Below are 19508 nucleotides of genomic sequence, written 5' to 3'. Positions count from 1 at the left end.
CTCTGAAAAAATCTAGCGTAGATTTATCAACGCAATCAATTGTTCTTCATCAATCGGCCTGGTTAAGCAGTAATCGAACCCGGCATCCAGTGCTTCAGTTCTTTGACTGTCGACAGCAAAAGTGCTGATTGCGGCAGTTTTTAACGGGTTATGCTGTTCTCTCAGGATCTTCACCATTTCCAGTCCTGACATAACCGGCATACTGAGATCTATGAGCGCGAATTTATAGGGATTTTTGCGGATGAATTGCAGGGCTTCCCTACCGTTAGCGGCTGCGTCAACGGTGTAGCCGTTGAGTTCCAGCATGTTGGCCAGTATCAATCGGTTTATTTCACTATCATCGGCAATCAAAATGCGGTTTTCAGAGTTTTCTGATTGGAGCGGATTCTGATGATGTTCCGCTATAGTCTGTTTTATTTGCATAATTGATGACTTGTTTAATTGTGCCGTTCTGTTGTGATCCAGGCATAATGCCCCTCTGAAACCAAGATAATCAGGCTGGTAAGGGATTAGTTCGGCTATATCGTCGAGCTTGAGCGAACCGGCCAGTCCGCACAGCAACTGCCGGTCTTTTACCAGCCTGACAAATTGCGCTATGTCGGTCTGGGGCATGACTTGAGTCAAGGCGCCGTTGTTTTTGTTCATAGTATCGAGCATTACGCCTTTGAAACCGGCATTCGCTAGCGAATCTATGACAGAAAAATCAGGATGGGTATCGGCGAATAATACAGCGATTAGACTCATTGTTCGCGGCAGCATAGCGAGTTTTTCTATAGTTCCCTGCCAGTCGCCACCGGAAAAAAAACCGATTTTTATATAATCGACGCCGGTTTCGGCCATGTTTTTGACTGCCGAGTAAACAAGCTCAGGTTCCATTGGCAGGTCGCCAACGGTGGCGCTGACGGGGCGACGGCCGCCAATTGCAACAACAATGCTTGTGACAAGGTCGGTTTCAAGCGCGCCTAAAGCGCCTAAGGCCGGTTGTTTCAGGTCAATAATATCGACGTTTGCAGTTAACGCTAATAAGGCTTCTTCTACGCTGTTAACACTGGCAAGCATTCCGGTCATGAGCTGATCCCGGCTTTTGCCGCGCCAGTTCCCGACCGGCTTACGGCAGATACACCGTCCGTGGCGATCGCCGCGCCAGTTCCCGACTGGCCTGCGGCATACACGCCATCCGTGGCGATATGATTTTCGATGACGGTCATCAACCAGCCCCAGGCTTCCAATTCCCGGTTTCCGCCTGTTTTTTCCAGGCCGATGCGCAGATAGTCGACTTCCGTTTGTATTTTTTCCAGCGGCAGCATATTTAATCGGCTGATTAAAATCGCCGCTTCCAGCACTGAATATTGGGCGCGGTTAAAGCCTCTAAAAGGCGCATGATTAGCGGTATGCACGGCTTTACAGAATAATTTGGGCCGGGTCTCGTCGTCCTCAACACGGATCAGTTCGACTTCGGTATGCGCCAGCGAACAGGCTAGCACTTGGCCGTTGATTTTTTCCGCCGGTTTCAACGGCCAGTCGCGCCGCCCGGTTAAGCATCCGGCAAAGACTCGCACGTCATCGCAATAGTTGATGACTGCGGTTTTGCTTTCCAGCAGGTTGTTCAGCGTGGTTGAAGGACGGAACGGCAGGATGATAAATTCGTCTTGCGCTTCAGCGGATAAATAAACCCCCATGGGCGCAATATGCGCCATGCCCGAACTGTTCTGAGTGGTGACTATGGTTTCTTGAATCATTAGTAATTTTTTATTAAAAAACAGGCAAATCAAAAAATGATTAAAAAATTATCACCACGAAGACACGAAGGACACGAAGTTTTATTTCTTCGTGCCCTTCGTGTCTTCGTGGTGAATAAAAAGCTTTTAATCACTTGTTGACTTGCCATTGCCTGTGGGTAATAAGAGGATGCAATCATTAATGCTTTTTTAATGTGGTTCCGGCCGGTTTAAAAGTATGCAGGTCAACGGTGGTTTCTGCGCTGTCGGTTGCACAGCCCCATTGCAATGCTTGATCCTGGCTATAGCGTTTACCCAACTGCCAGGCTATTTCAGCACGAGCCAGTTCGACGCCCAGATAAAAAGCATGGCCGCCATCGGTCTCAACATGCAGTTTCGGAAACAGGTCGAACGGGTCGGTAGCGCTGTGCATGCCGTCACGGTTGAAAATATGCACGCCTTCGGCGCTGATCTGGACGCGGTAACTGGGGTCTTTGATCTGTCCTGCCAGTTCTTTGATTTCATCCAAGCTATAAGGAAAGGGCGAGGTTTCATGCAAGGCCATTAAACCGGGATCGATATGCTTGGGCAACATGTTATGTCCTTTTGCCGCAAACATGATGCGGCGCGCCAGATCAGCTTCTTTGACGGCCCGGCAGGCATGTTTGCTGACTTGGGTCGCCAAAATGCTGTTGATGTTAAGTTCCGAGCAGATGCCCAGCAGCAAGGCGTTCATGCCCATGGTATCGGCATGGGTCAGTTCGGTGATGTTGCCGACTCCCAGCATCATTTCAATATCGGGATGGTTCTTCCTGACTTCATGGTAACGCACGATGGATTGCGTAAAGCCGAAATGCAGCGGATCTAAAATCGGGTCAACGATAAAACTCCGGTTTTTTGCCTGCATGATGTTGATGGCTCTATCCAGTGAGGACAGGTCTTCATGTTTTTCCGGGATTAAAATCGGCGTCGCTGCGACTTCATCGGCAACCCATAAGGTGCTTTCGTGCAGGCTGAGCATGTAATCTGCGCCCGCTTTGCCGCCCCTGAGCAAATCGTCCGCTTCAAGCGAATCGATGCTGACGGTAAATCCTTCCTGCTTCAAGGTGCGGATGATGTCTTCCATGTGCGGAAAATCGGTGCTCGGCAAGCAGCCTATGTCGATCACATCGGCACCGTTTTGTTTGTAGTAGTAGGCGCGATTAACGACTTCTTCCACACTGACATTGGGCGCATCGACGATTTCGGCGAAGATTTTGACGCTGTAGCGATTTACATCAATCTTGTGCGCGGCTTGACCGAAAAACATCGGCAAGTCTTTAAGTTCGTCCGGACCTCGCTCAATCGGTAAACCCAAGTCTTTGGATAAGGTTTCCAAATCGCCTCGGCAACGTCCGGGCACCAGAATGCGATCGGCGCCGAAAGTGTCGGTCAAGCGGCGGCCGATCATGTCCGCAGTCATCAATGCGGCGACCTTAAGCCCCAGCTCATGCACGGTATAGGTGAATTCCGGCTGCATTTTTTCCAGAATGCTATGCAGCTGTTTTTCCGCCAGTCTGCCGGTAAGAAAGAGGATATGTTCGCTCATGCTAACGATTTTAGCCGTTCTTTAACTGTGATAATCAATTCGTCGACACTTTCTACGACGCTGGTGTATTCGAAAGTACGTAATTTGGCCGTGCCTTCCAGGTCGATTTTACGCGGATAAACCATGACTTTTCCGCTCGGCGCGGTCGTTTCCATTTCCGGCGCTATGTCGCAAGGATAGACAATGCTGGGAACTTTGCATTTCCCGGCCTGGGAATAAAGATTGGTCACCAGCGAATCGGCAATTCCGAGCACGCATTTGGCAATCGTGTTCGACGTGGTCGGCGCCATGACAAAGGTATGGTAATAGCCTTTATAAAAATGTCCAACCGGCGGCGCTGAAGCGGCTTTGTCGCGGTATACCGACATTTTTTTGCGGACGTCATCAAGATTAATGCCATACATTTTCAAGACTTCTTCTCCGGCTTGACTCAAATATAAATCAACATTGTCCAGCGTCAGCAGGAAGTCCAGGCATTCTTCTATATAATGACCGGAGCCGGTAATGGCCCAGGCTAATCGTGGCTTATCCATTAAATTTAGTTAGAGTCGAAAACATGCGGCCATTATACATGAATCAATACGCCGATTTCGTACACAGGAGTTTTTAGGGAATGTTCAGGAATATTAACAATCCATTGATTATGGGGATTTTAAATGTAACGCCGGATAGTTTTTCCGATGGCGGTAAATACTCGGCCCTCGATGCCGCGATACAACAGGTTGAACTTATGTTGTCCGAAGGCGTCGATATTATCGATATAGGCGGAGAATCAACCCGTCCCGGATCTGATTCGGTTGCCGCTAGTGAGCAAATCGAGCGGGTGGTCCCGGTGATTGAAGCCATCAGGCAACAGTTAGAGAGCAATATTTTAATCAGTATCGATACGACTTTAAGCGCTGTCGCCAAAGCGGCTCTGGATGCCGGGGCTAATATCATCAATGATGTTTCAGGGGGTAGGGCGGATCCGGCAATTTTGACATTGGCTGCGGAAACAGGCGTGCCGATTATTTTGATGCACAGTCAAGGAACGCCGAAGACCATGCAGGACAATCCTCATTATGACAATGTCGTGCGGAATGTACTCGATACGCTAAATCAAAGTATTAATGCAGCGTTAAAAGCGGGCGTTAAAAAAGAAGCGATTGCAATCGATCCGGGCATCGGTTTCGGCAAACGCAAGCAGGATAACCTCGATTTGCTGGCCCATCTTGATGCGTTAGTGGCGACGGGTTTTACGGTTTTGTTAGGCACCAGTCGTAAGCGTTTTATGGGTACGATTTGTGATGTCAGCGATCCGTCTGACTTGGTTACCGCCACAGCAGTGACGACGGCTTTAGGCGTGATGGCGGGCGTGCAGATGTTTCGGGTGCATGATGTTAAGGAAAACCGGCAGGCAGCCGATGTGGCTTGGGCAATTAAACAGAGCAGGTCGCAGCTATCAACTTAACTCGATTGATGCGCCACCACAAAGACACAAAGACCGCGAGGAAAAATCACGATAAAATTTTTCGTCCCGGCACACTTCTGCGCGGGAGCAGTTGCCGGGGCGAAAAATATCTATCATGCAGTTGTTCATGTTTTCCTGATGAAATGACTTAAGCCGATGTCTATCGTGTAGGCTTTTTTGTCTGCTTAGTTGTCAGGGCTTATACGTTTGGCCGGTGTCTGTTGGATGAATCTCTGACGGAGCTCGATAATCACCCTCTGATAAATAGGTAAGAAACATCGGTAGTAATACAAGAATGGATAAAACCAGCAGCACGCCGCCAATGGATATTAAAAGTGCTTTAAAGCTCCCTACAACATTTTCTACAGGGGCGTCTGAATCCGTTGAGGGCTGGGATGGGTCGGTTTTGTTGGAATGTTCGTTTTGGTCTAACATAATGATCTCCCGATAACTGATTGAAAGAAAAATGAAATCCCACCAGATATTTGAGTCTGGCATTCAGCATGCTAATCCCATCATCACGTTACCGCAACTACTACTTGATGCTTTTAAAAACAAAAAGCCGGTCAGGCTAGGCGGCGCTTTTTGTCGGTCTGTTGTCTTTGTATATTTAAAATTTAAATTATATGAATAAAGATAACTTTTTAAGATTTATAATCGCTAACCCTAATAGGCTTATCGTCAGTGCGATGGCCGAAAAATATCCCAGCAATAAATGTCAGGCCCAGGAAATGAGACTTTAATGACCAAACAAGAAAAATCCCTAACGATGACGGTATTGATGACGCCGGATATGGCTAATTTTTCCGGCAATGTACACGGTGGTTCTTTATTGAAATTGCTGGATCAGGTGGCTTATGCCTGTGCGGCAAAATATTGTAAAAAATACGTGGTTACAGCGGCGCTCGATCAGGTGTTTTTTAAACAACAGGTTAATGTCGGCGAGCTGGTTACCTTCTATGCGCACGTTAATTATGTCGGTCGTTCGTCGATGGAAATTGGCGTCAAGGTTTTTGCCGAGGATTTAAGAACCGATGAAAAAAGACATACGACTTCCTGCTATTTTACGATGGTCGCCATGGATGAGCATGGACAAACGGTGGAAGTTCCGAGACTACAATTGGATAACGAAGTGGAAAAAAGACTTTATGAAGCGGCCCAAATGCGTAAAAAAATGCGCCAGGAAAGCCTGGAGAGAAATCGTGCCTTGCATGTGGAATTATTAAAGGATGAGCTGTAATTTATGATTATACAGGGAAATTTTGAGCAACTGCCGTTAAAGGATTTTACCGAAAAAGCCTACCTGGATTATTCCATGTATGTGATTCTGGACCGGGCCTTGCCGCATATCGCCGATGGCTTAAAACCGGTACAGCGGCGTATTGTTTATGCGATGTCGGAGTTGGGTTTGACCGCGACAGCCAAGTTTAAAAAATCGGCCAGAACCGTCGGTGACGTGTTGGGTAAATATCATCCGCACGGCGATTCCGCCTGTTATGAAGCAATGGTATTGATGGCGCAGGATTTTTCCTATCGCTACCCATTGGTCGACGGGCAGGGCAACTGGGGCTCGCCGGACGATCCTAAATCTTTTGCCGCGATGCGTTACACAGAATCGCGGCTGACCGCCTATGCGCAAACCTTGCTGAGCGAACTGGGGCAGGGTACGGTGGACTGGGCGGATAATTTTGATGCGACGTTGAAAGAGCCTGTGCTGTTGCCTGCGCGGTTGCCGAATATATTGCTGAACGGCACCATGGGCATCGCGGTCGGCATGGCGACCGACATACCGCCGCATAATCTGCGGGAAGTGGCCAATGCCTGCATACAGTTATTGGATGATCCGGACAGTACGCTGGAAATGCTGTTTACTCATGTCAAAGGCCCCGATTATCCGACCGATGCGGAAATCATCACCTCAGCCGAGGACATACAAAAAATGTATATCAGCGGCGGCGGCTCGATAAAAATGCGCGCCAAATACGAACAGGAAGACGGCAATATCGTGATCACAGCGCTGCCGCACCAGGTTTCCGGGGCTAAATTGCTGGAGCAGATAGCCGCGCAAATGCTGGCGAAAAAGCTGCCGATGATTGAAGACTTGCGCGATGAATCGGATCATGAAAACCCGACCCGTTTGTTGGTGATTCCGCGCTCGAAACGGATCGATGCGGATGAGGTGATGTCGCATCTGTTCGCCACCACCGACCTGGAAAAAAGCTATCGCGTCAACATGAACATGATAGGACTGGATGGCAGGCCCAAGGTGAAAGGGCTCAGAGGCATCCTGGTCGAATGGCTGTCGTTTCGTACCGAGACCGTGCGAAAACGATTGCAATACCGGCTGGATAAGGTGCTAGCACGGCTGCATATTTTGGATGGTTTACTGATTGCCTATCTGAATATCGACGAAGTCATCGCGATTATTCGCAGTGAAGATCATCCCAAGCCGGTGTTGATGGAACGATTCGGAATTACCGATATTCAGGCCGAAGCGATACTGGAATTAAAGTTAAGGCATTTGGCCAAGCTCGAAGAGATGAAAATCCGCGGTGAGCAGGATGAGCTGGAACTGGAGCGCGCCGCACTGGAAAAAACGCTGGGCTCGCCGCGCTTGTTAAATCGCCTGATCAGGAAAGAACTGGAGCGCGATGCGGAGAAATACGGCGATGACCGCCGCTCTCCGATTGTTGCCAGGGATGCAGCACAGGCTCTGGAAACAACGGCATTGATCACCAATGAGCCGTTAACCGTGATCCTGTCCGAAAAAGGCTGGATAAGGGCTGCGAAAGGCCATGACATTGATGTCGCAAGTTTAAGTTATCGTTCCGGCGACAGTTTTCTGGATGCGGTCAGATGCCGGACTACGCATCCTGTTTATATTTTAGATTCCACCGGACGGGCTTACAGCACTTCTTCGCACGATTTGCCGTCGGCCAGAAGCCAGGGCGAACCGTTGACCGGACGGCTTAATCCGCCGGCGGGTTCTTTATTCCTGCATCTTTTGGCAGGCCAGCCCGATGACTGGTATGTGCTTGCCAGCCATTTCGGTTATGGCTTCAGGGTTCAGTTAAAAGAATTATTGAGTAAAAACAAGGCCGGTAAACTGCTGATCACGCTGCCTGATGGCGCCAAGGTATTAAAGCCTGTGCCGATACGCAGTGAAGCCGATTCGCTTGCGGTGGTGACTTTGCAAGGCCGCTTGCTGATTTTTCCGGTGGCCGAGCTGCCCGCCTTAGCGAAAGGCAAAGGCAATAAGCTGATTCAAATTCCGACAACTGACCTGGCTGCAGGTAAAGATTATGTGGTCGCGGCCGTGGCGCTGCCTGAAAACGGCCAGCTGAAAATCATTGCCGGTAAGCGCCAGTTAACGCTTAAAGGCGCGGATATTGAGCATTATTCCGGTAGTCGTGCCAAACGAGGTTTGTCATTGCCCCGGGGCTTTCAACGAGTCGATGGCTTGGAATGCGATTGATGGTGCTGTTTTTGCGAAAATTTATTTACCTCAACTGAGCGCTTTGTTAAATACTTGCTAAGTAGTAGAGACTTACAGCTTTGAAAAATTTAATTAAAGAAATAGTCGATGACCCAAAGTTTATTCAAGGGGTCGCTTGGAAGCGTTGGCATTTTAATGCGAATGATGTCATCGTTAGGGAAGGCGATGTGGCCAAGTCCCTGTTCTTTATTGAAAACGGTCAATTACGCGTATCTGTGCATGTGGAACTGGAAGAACGCCGAAATATAAAAACGGGAGTCGGCGATTTGGGGAAGGGTGACCTTTTTGGCGATACTTGTCTCCATGAGTCATCTGTACGGACCGCTTCCGTTATAGCCATTACCGATGGCTGTTTAGTGGAAATCAATGGCGAAAAGCTCGGTGAGTATCTGGATGCCCATCCCAATAAAGGCTATTCGTTTTACAAGAAATTATTTGAAATACTTTTTAATCGCTTGAGCGACGGAAATCGCCGGATTGAATATCTGCTGGCTTGGGGGCTTAAGACTCGGCGATCTGCTGAAAAATCGATTCCGATCTTCCGGAAAATCTAGCAGGTTTAACGCTTCATTTACCGGCAGTTTTCAGCCTGACGATAAAACGCCGATAATCATCCTCCGGTAATGCATCGTTTACGATAAGCACGGATTGCTTATCGGCATTGTTATTAAAATGCAGAAATATTGCGAAGATGGTGATGACTGTTGAATCCAGAATCTGAACCTGTTCAAAGCCATTGCCGTCGGATACTTCCCAGCCTGATGTTTCGGTATGTTTGATTTTGCACTGCTCGCTTTTGAAGCGCTTAGCAGTAAATTCAAAATGTAGCCAAATTCCGGTCAACAGCGCCAACTTGATTGCAACCGGCAAAGCATTGGCGATGCACGAGCCTAATGCCAGTAGATGAATAACCACAAGCAGCCGCTTTAATTTCTTCGATGGCTTTAGCTCCAGCAGCAGCGTGGGTTCGTGTTTTTTTTGCAAGTTAAGCCGCTCCTTTATTCTAGCTTTGGCGGGTAATGCCTATATTCCAATACAGTATAAATGGCCATACGGTTTTTTGTGTTTGTTCAAACAGCGATATAATCAGTGTACTTTGAAATTAACTATTTGTTTATTGATGAACCCTAACTGGAAAAACTTTCTGCTTTCTGAGCAAGCAATATTCGAGAACGATGCCGATATCGTCTTTTCATCACCCGAGCATGAAAGTAAACAGCGTATTTATCCAATTGTCCATCTGGGCGTTTTGACGGTTGCAGGAATTGATGCTGCAAAATTTTTACAAGGACAAATTACCTGCAATATTAATGATATAACCGATATAAAAAGCAGTCTGGGTGCAATGTGCAATCCTAAGGGCCGGGCGATTATCACTTTTTTACTGGTCAAAAGCGACGATGCTTTTTTGATGATTCTGCCTAAAGAATTATTGGCATCAGTCAAAAAAAGACTACAGATGTATGTGTTGCGCTCAAATGTGACCTTAACCGACAGTTCGGATGAGTTGTGTTTAATCGGATTAACTTACGGTACAGCGAAACCTGATCAAGCACCCGATTTTGCAACGAGCCGACAGGAAAATATTGTTGTTGATCTTCAAAATCGCTGCCTGGTTATTGCCGAGGCTGATAAGGCTCAGATACTTTGGTTAGAACAGGTCAAGCAGGGGTTCAAGCCCGAAAGTTCCGCGCAATGGCGTTATCTCGATATCATCTCGGGGATTCCTTGGCTTGCGGCGGAAACATCGGAAGAGTTTATTCCGCAAATGCTGAATCTGGATAAACTGGGCGGCATTAGTTTTACTAAAGGGTGTTACACCGGTCAGGAAATTGTTGCCCGGACTCATTATCTTGGCAAAGCAAAAAGGGAAATGTTTCTCGCTGAATGTGATGCCTTAGCGTGTCCTGAGCCTAATTCAACAATCATTGATGACAGCACCGACACAGAACAAAGCGCAGGTAAAGTGCTGTATGCGCAAAATGGGCAAAATACTTGCAAAATGCTTGTCGTGCTGCAAGTTTCCGACACAAATGCTTATAGTCTTAGGCTGAAAAATAATAACCAAGATAAAATTACATTATTAAACGTATAATTTTATTACGTATTATTTATCGAGGAATGCCGAAATAATGCAATTTACTTCCGTTCAGGATTTTCTTGATCATGTTCAATACGAACTTGATGCGAATCGTCTTATTTTGCCTACACTACCTGATATTGCTCTAAAAGTTAAAAATGCTGTTACTGAGGGTGATATATCGGCCAAAGAGCTGGCTGATATGATAGTGACCGACGTGGCGCTGTCGACGCAAATTATCCGTATAGCCAATAGTCCGATGTACCGCGGTGCAGTTGAAATCAATAACATCCAGATGGCAGTTTCAAGGTTGGGTAACAATACAATCCGTAGTTTAGTGACCACTCTGGTAATGAAGCAGATATTTCGTCCCTCATCAAAACTATTGGAAAGTCTGTTCAGGAAAACCTGGGAACAAAGTATCAATGTTTCGGCTATCAGCCGCGCTCTTTGTGCTTTCGTTCCTCATCTTAATTCCGATGAAGCCATGTTGGCGGGTCTTATTCATCAAATAGGCAAATTACCAATATTAATGCTGGTTGAGAATATTCCGGAATTTAGGGATAGCCCGACAAGAATGGGAAAATTACTGGAAAAAGCGCATCCTGCTGTCGGTAAATTGATTATGGATGCCTGGGACTTTCCTGGAAATTTAAAGCCTGTTGCGTCTGAGTATGTTAACTTTCGATATGACTCAGGGGCTAAGGCTGATTATGTCGATGTTGTACAAGTTGCATTTTTGCAAAGTATAGCGGGAACCGATCATCCGGCATGCCGGGTTGATTGTTCTACCGTTCCTTCATTCGCCAAACTTGGATTTTCTACTGACACTGAAATACTGGAAATTGAGGGTATTTCGGATGACATTGAAATTGCCAGAAATATGCTCTCTTAAAAACATTTAAAACTTATGATTAATACTGAAGCAGCCGCACGTTTTCGCCGGTTAGGTACAATTACAATTTTTGCCGTTTATTTTGTCATCCTTGTCGGTGGAATCGTCAGGGCTTCCGGGGCAGGCATGGGCTGCCCCGACTGGCCGACTTGTTTTGGACAATGGGTGCCGCCGACCGATGAGTCCCAGCTGCCTGCGAATTACCATGAAATATATGCCGAACGCGGTTATGAAAACACCCAGTTTAACCCGGTAAAAACCTGGACCGAATACACTAATCGCCTGGTTGGTGTGACGATTGGATTTTTAATCTTTTTGACAGCCTGGTCGTCGCGTATCTACCTTAAAACGGACAAAACCATTTTTTATTTGGCTGTCAGTGTGTTTTTTCTGGTCGGTTTTCAAGGCTGGTTAGGTTCAAGCGTAGTAGCAAGTAATCTCAAGCCGTTGATGATCACCTTGCATATGCTGCTGGCGTTGTTCATCGTCGCATTGCTTATTTACACGATTGCCCGTTCGCAACGGGATGTAATCGCCCAAATTGATATTCGATCGCTGCCGGATAAATTCAAAACCGTGTTGATTGCGGCGATGATAATGACCCTGTTACAAGTGGCGATGGGAACTCAGGTCAGGGAGGCGGTAGATTTTATTTCGCATAATCATACTTATATCGAGCGCGAATACTGGCGTGACGACTTTCCGGTCATTTTTTATATACATAGGTCTTTCTCCTCGATTATTTTATTCACTAACCTTTGGTTAGTTTGGAAGATTATCCGGTCTGTCGATAAAAAAAACTTGTTGCGGCGTATCGGTTTATCTCTGGCCGCTTTGGTCATTACGGCCATTATTGCGGGCATCAGCCTGGATAGATTGGGTATGCCGCCGGTTGCCCAGCCGATTCACCTGTTGATGGCTAATCTGATTTTCGGTGTTCAATTTTTTCTTTTCAGCTGCCTGAATTACGCTTCAAAACGCCAAGCCTAATTGGGGATTTAATGCAGGCCGGTTCATACGCTACGAAGATGCGAAGTTTTCATCAAATTTATGTTTTCTTCGCTTTCGTGGTGAATAAAAGCGTCGTATATATAGCGTGGACATCGGTTAACTGGCGCTACATCCGCCGTTAATTTTATTGTTCCTATTGAAAGCCTTATATTGAATGTAGAATGGCGTAAATAAAATAAAAATCCCGGCTACCAATGGCAACTCAAGCTCAATCTGCAAGTTTACGTTTCCTAACAGACACCTTTAAGTGTTTTTTACCCAATCCCCAAGCTGTTGCGCTGGCAATTATTCTAATTGTCAGTTTTGTGCTGATTTATTCATTGTCCGATCTGTTGATGCCGGTTTTTGTATCAATCGTGTTGGCGTATTTGCTGGAAGGCCTGGTCGGTAAGGCCGAAAGCTTGAATATGCCGCGTATGCCGGCTGTGTATCTGGTATTTTCAGTGTTTATGGCATGTGTGATTTTTTTATTATTTTATTTAATGCCGATTGTTTCCCAGCAGGCCGTCGAGCTTGTTCAGCATATCCCGGAAATACTTAACAGGGCGCAAAGCGGAATCATGAGTTTGCCGGAAATGTATCCGCAGTTTATTTCGGAAAGTAAAATCCAGCAGATGATGTTTGCGGTGCAGCGTGAATTGTTAACTTACGGGCAAAATATATTGTCACATTCAGCAGCCTCCGTTGTCGGGCTGGTCAGTGTAATGATCTACCTGTTCCTGGTGCCGATGATGGTCTTTTTCTTTTTAAAAGATAAACAGATACTCATATCCTGGTTTTTGCAGTTTATGCCCAAAGACAGGAATTTGACCGTACGTGTTTGGGAGGAAGTCGATATACAAATCGGTAATTATGTTCGCGGCAAGTTCGGTGAGGTTTTTATTCTCTGGGCCGTCAGTTACGCGACTTATGCGGCGATGGGCCTAAATTATGCGATGCTGTTGGCTGTTTTGATGGGCTTGCAGGTTATTATCCCTTACATCGGTGCAACGCTGGTTACTTTTCCGGTTTTGGGCGTCGCCTTTTTTCAGTGGGGATTAAGTAGCGATCAGTTTATGTACGTTGTTATTGCATACTCAATTATTCAGGCGCTGGACGGCGTTGTATTAGTACCGGTATTGTTTTCCGAAGCCGTTAATCTACATGCGATTGCAATTATCGTTGCGATTTTGTTTTTTGGCGGTTTGTGGGGCTTCTGGGGAGTGTTTTTGGCGATTCCGCTAGCTACTGTTGTCAAAGCGGTACTAACCGCTTGGCCGCGGATTGGCGATAAGAATCTGGATGCAAGTTATTAATTGACGTTAAGCATGAGGAAGGACGATGTTGTCCACGAAGGGCACGAAAAATTTGAAAAAATGTCGTGACTACTTAGCAGTGAAAAAATAGAGCACGATGCCAAAAGTAGGCGATACCGATTTGGCTGATAGACACCGATGAAAAGGTGAAATATTTTAACCTTTTAAACCTATCTAATCAGTGTCATTTGTATTTCGGGTTTTTCGTGGGCAATGCATAACGCAGTTAAGGAAGCCGCTACAAAATATCCGAAGCGTAATCGGCCAAGCGTGAACGTTCGCCACGCCGCAAGGTGATATGCGCCCCATGCGGCCAGGTTTTAAAACGGTCTACAACATAAGTTAAACCCGAGGTCGTCGCCGTCAAGTAAGGTGTGTCGATCTGCGACAGGTTGCCGATACAGATGATTTTTGTTCCTGGACCTGCGCGGGTGATCAATGTTTTCATCTGTTTTGAGGTCAAGTTCTGAGCTTCATCAATGATCAGGAAGCGATTGAGGAATGTCCGTCCGCGCATAAAATTGAGCGACCTGATTTTGACCCGATTCATAATGATGTTGCTGGTTGCGCTTTGCTCCCATTCGCCATGTTCCGCATTGCTGCCCAGTAGTTCAAGATTATCAATTAGCGCACCCATCCATGGCGCCATTTTTTCTTCTTCGGTACCGGGCAAAAAACCTATATCTTCACCGACAGGGACAGTTTCGCGGGTCATGATAATTTCCTGATAGGCTTTGTTCTCCAGGGTCAAGGTAAGCCCGGCGGCCAGGGCTAATAAGGTTTTTCCGGTCCCTGCGGTGCCCAGTAAGGTAACAAAATCAATGTTAGGATCTAACAACACATTGAGGGCAAAGTTCTGTTCCCGGTTTTTTGCCGTGATGCCCCAGACATTGTTATGTTTTGCGCGATAATCCTTTGCCAGTTCCAAGACGGCAACTTGTCCATCACAGGATCTGACGATGGCTTCAAAATTGGTTTCGTCTTCTATATACAAATACTGGTTGGGATACCATTCGGTGACTATAGGGTCTTCCAGTTTGTAAAAAGTGCGGTTTTTTTCCTGCCAGGATTCCATTTTGGTGCCGTGCACAGTCCAGAAATCCTCTTCCAACGCCATGGCGCCGCTGTATAACAGATCAATGTCATCCAGGGTCTGGTCGTTATGGTAGTCTTCGGCAAGCAACTCCAATGTTGCGGCCTTGATGCGCATGTTGATGTCTTTTGACACCAGAATAACGGTGATATCGGGCAATTCCTTGGTAAGCGCCAAGACAATGCTGAGTATGGAGTTGTCGGCAAGGTTGCCGGGCATGCTTTCCGGCAGCAGTGCGGTCATCGCGCTGGTTTGGAAATATAAGCGTCCACTCTCAACGATATCGATATTCGGCCCGTGTTTTATACTCGACAACGGCAGGCCGTCGTTGATGGTTTGCTGGTTGGCGTCGCAGATTAATTCATCCAGAAACCGGCTGACCTGCCTGACATTGCGTGCCACTTCGGTCAGGCCTTTTTTTGCGTGATCGAGTTCTTCCAGAACAATCATCGGGATAAAAATGTCATGTTCCTTGAAACGGAAGATTGATGCCGGATCGTGCATCAGCACGTTGGTATCTAAGACAAACAGCTTTTTATCGGGTGTTGTTTGAATATTCATAATTAGTGGTTTGTTAGTTCATCTAAGGCTTGTAGTATTTCTTCGCAATGGCTTTTTACTTTTACTTTACGCCATTCATGGACAAGTTCCCCCTGAGGATTGATTAGAAAAGTGCTGCGTTCGATACCTCGAACCTGCTTGCCGTACATGTTTTTCATTTTGATAACATCAAACAGCTGGCACAGTTTTTCTTCAGGGTCCGAAAGCAAATCAAAAGGGAATTCCTGTTTGCACTTAAAGCCTTCATGAACGCGGACGGTATCACGGGATACGCCTACTATGACAGCATTGAGAGCGGTGAACTTTTCGATATTGTCGCGAAAACTTTGACCTTCCTGAATACAACCGGGCGTGTTGTCTTTGGGGTAAAAGTAGAGAATAAGGTATTTGCCTTGGTAGTCGCTTAGTTTTACCGTTTTATCGCCGGTAGATAAAGCCTCAAAATCGGGGACAGTGTTGCCGAGAGTTATCATTATTAAATTAAGTTTATCGTTTTATAGGTTCAAGAATGGCATCTATATTAAGCTGATCGCAGAAATCCAGAAACTCCTCGCGTAGCGATAGCAGGTGGAGTTGCGGCGGGATCAAAATGACAAATTTGGTTGAGAATACTGAGGTTTGAATATAGGGCGCCTGGTAGCAGCTACCGGTTATCTCTTCAATATCTATCTCACGGTCAAATAGAAAGGAAGTAATGGATTCTATGACATTATCACGATCCAGGGATATGGTTTCCAATGAATAGGGAACGCACTCCTTGGGCTTGTCTTTTTGATCGGGCCGGAAGGTGTGAATTTTGATGTCCAGCCGTCTCTGGATAATGTCCAGAGTACTTTCAAATTTGGCAATTTGATTCCAATTGCCCTGAATAAGTAGGTACGCCGCAGTAGATTGAGCAAGGCGGGATGATCTTATTTCCAAAATATTACATTTACAGTCGCGCACGGCGGGTAATATTTCGGCAATAAATTTACTCTGATGGTTGCCTAAGGCTGTGATAGCTAGTTGCATTTTTCTTCTTAAAAGTTTTTTTGGGAGTTTAGCATCAAATGGCTGAAACTTGATGAAGATTAAGTTTATTTGGTATTAGAATGAATAAAATTGTTTCCCTGCCGATAAGCATTGAACGCTGCATTGAAAAATGTGGTTATCTTACAACTCATTACTGAGCCTGAATATGAATGATTCAATAGATAAAAAATCAAATGAAAAACGCGATAATCTCGATGTTGATCTGGATGCCATGTTGGACAAGGCGGAATCTTCTCTTCTCCCAATGAATGACTTTCAGGACGATGAAGATGCTATTGATAGATTGTTGATGGATGCCGGTTTTGATATGGATGATGAATTAATGCAGCCGGAGGCGAAAAAAGATATAGATATTGTAAAGGATATCGACCTGCATGATGAACTGGATGATTTTTTAAGTTTTGACGGCTTTGGAGATGATTTTAATAAGCAGGAGAAAACTCAAGCGGCCGGTGTGGGGTTAAATGAAGCTGCAGGAAACTCATCTTTTACTTCATCAAATGAGCATGAGGAAGATGCCATTGATAGATTGTTGATGAATGCCGGGTTTGATGCAGCTGATGAGCCAACGCAAGAAATCGAAGATGTTGATGCGGCTGAGCTTGAAGAGCTGAATGATTTTTCTGATTTTAGCGATTTTAATGAGCCGGAAATAGTTCCGGTAGTTGAGATTGATGAGCCTGAGCCGGCCATTAAGAATTTCTCTATGCTTGAGGATGATGTGGATTTAGCAGACGAAATTGATCATGTTGATGAATCGGATATGATTCAGGAGGATGAGGTTGAAGCCTCGGCTCCGGCTATGGCAGAAATTGAAGAGTCATATGTGGAAGATGATGTTGATGTGGATGAAGAACTTGACCATTTTTCAGACTTTAGTGACTTCAATGAACCGGACATAATTCCGGCAGTAGAAGTTGATGAGCCTGAATACGTTGCAGAAAATCTATCCGCGCATGTTGATGATGCCGGACTGCCGGATGACGTTGATGATTTTTCCAGTCTTAATGATGATTTTAATGAATCGGATTTGATTCAGGATGATGAGGATGAAACATCAGCTTCTACGGAATCGGAATCCAGTCCAGCACCGCAGGCGGCGGTTGAACAACTCTCGGATGATGAAGATACCGTTGGCCTACCGGATGAAATTGATGGATTTTCCAGTTTTGGAGATGATTTTAACGAATCGGATTTGATTCAGGATGACGAGAATGAAACATCGGCTTCTACGGAATCGGAATCCAGTCCAGCACCGCAGGCGGCGGTTGAACAACTCTCGGATGATGAAGATACCGTTGGCCTACCGGATGAAATTGATGGATTTTCCAGTTTTGGAGATGATTTTAACGAATCGGATTTGATTCAGGATGACGAGAATGAAACATCGGCTTCTACGGAATCGGAACCCAGTCCAGCACCGCAGGCGGCGATTGAACAACTCTCGGATGACGAAGATAATGTTGGTCTGCCGGATGAAGTCGATGATTTGTTCGGTCTTGGGGATGATTTTAACGAATCGGATTTGATTCAGGATGACGAGGATGAAGCATCGGCTTCTACGGAATCGGAATCCAGTCCAGCACCGCAGGCAGCGGTTGAACAACTCTCGGATGATGGAGATACCGTTGGCCTGCCGGATGAAGTCGATGATTTGTTCGGTCTTGGGGATGATTTTAATGAATCGGATATGATCCAAGATGATGATGTTGAAGCATTGGCTCCTGTTGAATCGGAATCCAACCAGAGGCAGAAGTTAGCAGTTGAAGAACCCTTTAATGATTTGCAAAATGAAAATAGCTTTGACAGTTTACTCATGGACGCCGGTTTTGATGCAGAGGATGAGGTAGGGCAAACAGTCGCGAAGACAGATGCGATTGGCGACGACGTGGATTTGAGCGAAATTGATGATTTTTTTCAATTGGATGAGGTGAGCGATGATTTCTCTAATGAAAAGGAGCAGGATCAGTTAGCAGAGACCGACGAACCATCAACTCAAGATGAAGATGATTTTCTTTTGCCTGATTTTGATATTACTGCTGATATGGAAGTTCCTGGTATGGGCGGTAGCTCAGGAATTAAAGAAGATGAGTTAGCTGATGTTTTTGGCGATACTGATTTCTTGAATGAAGATGAAGTTGGGCGGGCTTCTTTTGAGCCGGAAATTGCTGAACTCAAACCGGGGGATAACGAAGCGATTTTTGACTCTCAAGCAAAACAAGCTGGCGATACAGCTATAGAAGATTTTGAAAATACAAAAACATTTGAGCAGGAAGAAATTAAAAAGCAACTGGAAGATGCTGAAAATAGGGTTAAAAAAGCCAAGCGTTTTAGTTATGTAGCGATAGGGCTTGGCGCTGTTGCATTAAGCGCTGCGGCCGGATTGGGTGTGATGATTTATAACGCAAAATCTGAAGTTTCAAAACTAACTGAGCAGGTTTCAACGCTTGAAGCAAGCTTAGCAAAGAATTCTGAAAAGAACCCTAATGAAGAAATTAACGCTGTGATGAATTCTGTTGTGCAACTGAATCAGCAAGTCTATGGGTTTATAACCGAACTGAAAGGAAACCCTCAATTCCCTGTGGACTTGTTAACCAACAAGGTGCCTGATATTGCGGCTAAACAAAGTATGGTAAGCAAGGCGCTTGACATGTTGCAGGTTAAAATGGGCGAAGATGGAAAGGAGCTATTGAAGCCATCGGCTATCGAATCTCCGAAGATTGAAATCGCGCATGAGCCTGCTGCAGTTAAAGAAGTAACTGCACACGAGCCTGCATCGGTCAAAACCGATGCAACCCAGGAGCATGCTCCTATCAAAGAAGGGCATGAGCCCGCACCAACCACGGAGAAAACTGCTCATGAGATCGCGCCGACCAAAGAGAGAGCCAAGCATGAAGCAACGCCTGCTAAAGTAGAGGCAGTGTCTGAAACTGCGCCGGTCAAAGTCAAAGCGCAACCCGAAGTCGTGCCCGCCAAACCAATAACTCCGCCGAAAGCTGTTTTTAAAGAGGAACCTGTAACAGTATACAGGCCAACAGTGACTGGAAAGTGGGGGGTCAATCTGGTGGCATTGAAACAAGAATGGTTTGCCAAAAGTAAAGCCGCTGAATTTGCCCGCCTAGGAGTTTTTGCTGAGGTAATTCCTGTTTATGAAAAGAACACTACAATGTACCGACTACGAGTCGGTGGCTTTAAAAGCAAAGCGGAGGCGCTCTCCAATACGGATAGGATAAAAAAGACCCTTAATTTGGATTCAGTTTGGGTCAGCGACAACTAGAAACCTATACCT

The 19508-nt window shown here is 46.0% G+C and carries 18 protein-coding genes; 9 read left to right on the top strand and 9 right to left on the bottom strand.

The window, feature by feature from the left end; all coding sequences use genetic code 11:
- Positions 1-12 precede the first annotated feature (12 nt).
- From V7051_RS16485 to V7051_RS16470, 4 genes are all read right to left on the bottom strand, one after another.
- Positions 13-1068 carry a (5-formylfuran-3-yl)methyl phosphate synthase gene (locus V7051_RS16485; RefSeq protein ID WP_333876696.1) on the bottom strand — a complete coding sequence of 352 codons (1056 nt, stop codon included), beginning with the start codon at positions 1066-1068 and terminating at the stop codon, positions 13-15.
- Positions 1065-1739, bottom strand: coding sequence for a DUF447 domain-containing protein (locus V7051_RS16480; RefSeq protein WP_333876698.1), 675 nt, complete (start codon positions 1737-1739; stop codon positions 1065-1067). The genes V7051_RS16485 and V7051_RS16480 overlap by 4 nt, the downstream gene beginning before the upstream one ends.
- 178 nt (positions 1740-1917) lie before the next feature.
- Positions 1918-3306 (bottom strand): DUF6513 domain-containing protein, encoded by a 1389-nt coding sequence (locus V7051_RS16475; protein ID WP_333876700.1) that lies wholly within the window; start codon positions 3304-3306, stop codon positions 1918-1920.
- Complete coding sequence (locus V7051_RS16470) at positions 3303-3839, bottom strand: flavoprotein (protein WP_333876702.1); 537 nt, start codon at positions 3837-3839, stop codon at positions 3303-3305. Before V7051_RS16470 ends, V7051_RS16475 begins: the two co-directional genes overlap by 4 nt.
- 80 nt (positions 3840-3919) lie before the next feature.
- Here V7051_RS16470 and folP point away from each other — a divergent pair, with 80 nt between their 5' ends.
- Positions 3920-4756, top strand: coding sequence for a dihydropteroate synthase (folP, locus tag V7051_RS16465; protein WP_333876703.1), 837 nt, complete (start codon positions 3920-3922; stop codon positions 4754-4756).
- A 192-nt stretch (positions 4757-4948) separates the two neighbouring features.
- Here the strand turns inward: folP and V7051_RS16460 are convergent, their stop codons facing one another.
- Positions 4949-5191: a hypothetical protein gene (locus V7051_RS16460; RefSeq protein ID WP_333876704.1), complete on the bottom strand. Its 243-nt coding sequence runs from the start codon at positions 5189-5191 to the stop codon at positions 4949-4951.
- A 307-nt stretch (positions 5192-5498) separates the two neighbouring features.
- On the opposite strand from V7051_RS16460, the gene V7051_RS16455 reads away from it, so the two are divergent.
- The 3 genes from V7051_RS16455 to V7051_RS16445 all read left to right on the top strand — a co-directional run bounded on the left by V7051_RS16455 (position 5499) and on the right by V7051_RS16445 (position 8806).
- Positions 5499-5996 (top strand): acyl-CoA thioesterase, encoded by a 498-nt coding sequence (locus V7051_RS16455; protein WP_333876706.1) that lies wholly within the window; start codon positions 5499-5501, stop codon positions 5994-5996.
- 3 nt (positions 5997-5999) lie between these two features.
- Positions 6000-8231, top strand: a complete 2232-nt coding sequence (parC, locus tag V7051_RS16450) for a DNA topoisomerase IV subunit A (RefSeq protein WP_333876707.1) — start codon at positions 6000-6002, stop codon at positions 8229-8231.
- Between the two features lie 80 nt (positions 8232-8311).
- A complete protein-coding gene (locus V7051_RS16445) occupies positions 8312-8806 on the top strand; it encodes a Crp/Fnr family transcriptional regulator (RefSeq protein ID WP_333876709.1) in 495 nt (164 codons plus the stop codon).
- Between the two features lie 13 nt (positions 8807-8819).
- Here V7051_RS16445 and V7051_RS16440 read toward each other — a convergent pair whose 3' ends face one another.
- Entirely contained in the window at positions 8820-9236 is a 417-nt protein-coding gene (locus V7051_RS16440) for a protein YgfX (RefSeq protein ID WP_333876710.1), read from the bottom strand.
- Positions 9237-9348: 112 nt separating this feature from the next.
- Here V7051_RS16440 and ygfZ point away from each other — a divergent pair, with 112 nt between their 5' ends.
- The 4 genes from ygfZ (at position 9349) to V7051_RS16420 (ending at position 13533) form a co-directional block, all read left to right on the top strand.
- Positions 9349-10347 carry a CAF17-like 4Fe-4S cluster assembly/insertion protein YgfZ gene (ygfZ, locus tag V7051_RS16435; protein ID WP_333876712.1) on the top strand — a complete coding sequence of 333 codons (999 nt, stop codon included), beginning with the start codon at positions 9349-9351 and terminating at the stop codon, positions 10345-10347.
- Between the two features lie 37 nt (positions 10348-10384).
- Complete coding sequence (locus tag V7051_RS16430; protein WP_333876714.1) at positions 10385-11227, top strand: HDOD domain-containing protein; 843 nt, start codon at positions 10385-10387, stop codon at positions 11225-11227.
- A 15-nt stretch (positions 11228-11242) separates the two neighbouring features.
- Positions 11243-12217: a COX15/CtaA family protein gene (locus tag V7051_RS16425; RefSeq protein ID WP_333876716.1), complete on the top strand. Its 975-nt coding sequence runs from the start codon at positions 11243-11245 to the stop codon at positions 12215-12217.
- Positions 12218-12432: 215 nt separating this feature from the next.
- Positions 12433-13533 carry an AI-2E family transporter gene (locus V7051_RS16420; RefSeq protein WP_333876718.1) on the top strand — a complete coding sequence of 367 codons (1101 nt, stop codon included), beginning with the start codon at positions 12433-12435 and terminating at the stop codon, positions 13531-13533.
- Positions 13534-13771: 238 nt separating this feature from the next.
- Here V7051_RS16420 and V7051_RS16415 read toward each other — a convergent pair whose 3' ends face one another.
- From V7051_RS16415 to V7051_RS16405, 3 genes are read right to left on the bottom strand one after another with little or no spacing between them, the layout of a single operon-like run.
- The gene (locus tag V7051_RS16415) at positions 13772-15187 is read right to left on the bottom strand and encodes a PhoH family protein (RefSeq protein WP_333876720.1); all 1416 of its coding nucleotides are present in this window, start codon (positions 15185-15187) and stop codon (positions 13772-13774) included.
- A gap of 2 nt (positions 15188-15189) precedes the next feature.
- Entirely contained in the window at positions 15190-15660 is a 471-nt protein-coding gene (locus tag V7051_RS16410) for a peroxiredoxin (protein WP_333876722.1), read from the bottom strand.
- 13 nt (positions 15661-15673) lie between these two features.
- Positions 15674-16198: a glycine cleavage system protein R gene (locus V7051_RS16405; RefSeq protein WP_333876724.1), complete on the bottom strand. Its 525-nt coding sequence runs from the start codon at positions 16196-16198 to the stop codon at positions 15674-15676.
- A 166-nt stretch (positions 16199-16364) separates the two neighbouring features.
- Between V7051_RS16405 and V7051_RS16400 the strand changes: the two genes are divergently transcribed.
- Positions 16365-19496 (top strand): SPOR domain-containing protein, encoded by a 3132-nt coding sequence (locus V7051_RS16400; RefSeq protein WP_334168757.1) that lies wholly within the window; start codon positions 16365-16367, stop codon positions 19494-19496.
- Positions 19497-19508 lie beyond the last annotated feature (12 nt).

It is taken from the genome of Methylobacter sp. (assembly GCF_036845245.1).
Taxonomy (GTDB): Bacteria; Pseudomonadota; Gammaproteobacteria; order Methylococcales; family Methylomonadaceae; genus Methylobacter_A.
Note: the sequence above shows the minus strand (reverse complement) of the source record. Positions and strands in the feature narration are given on the sequence as shown.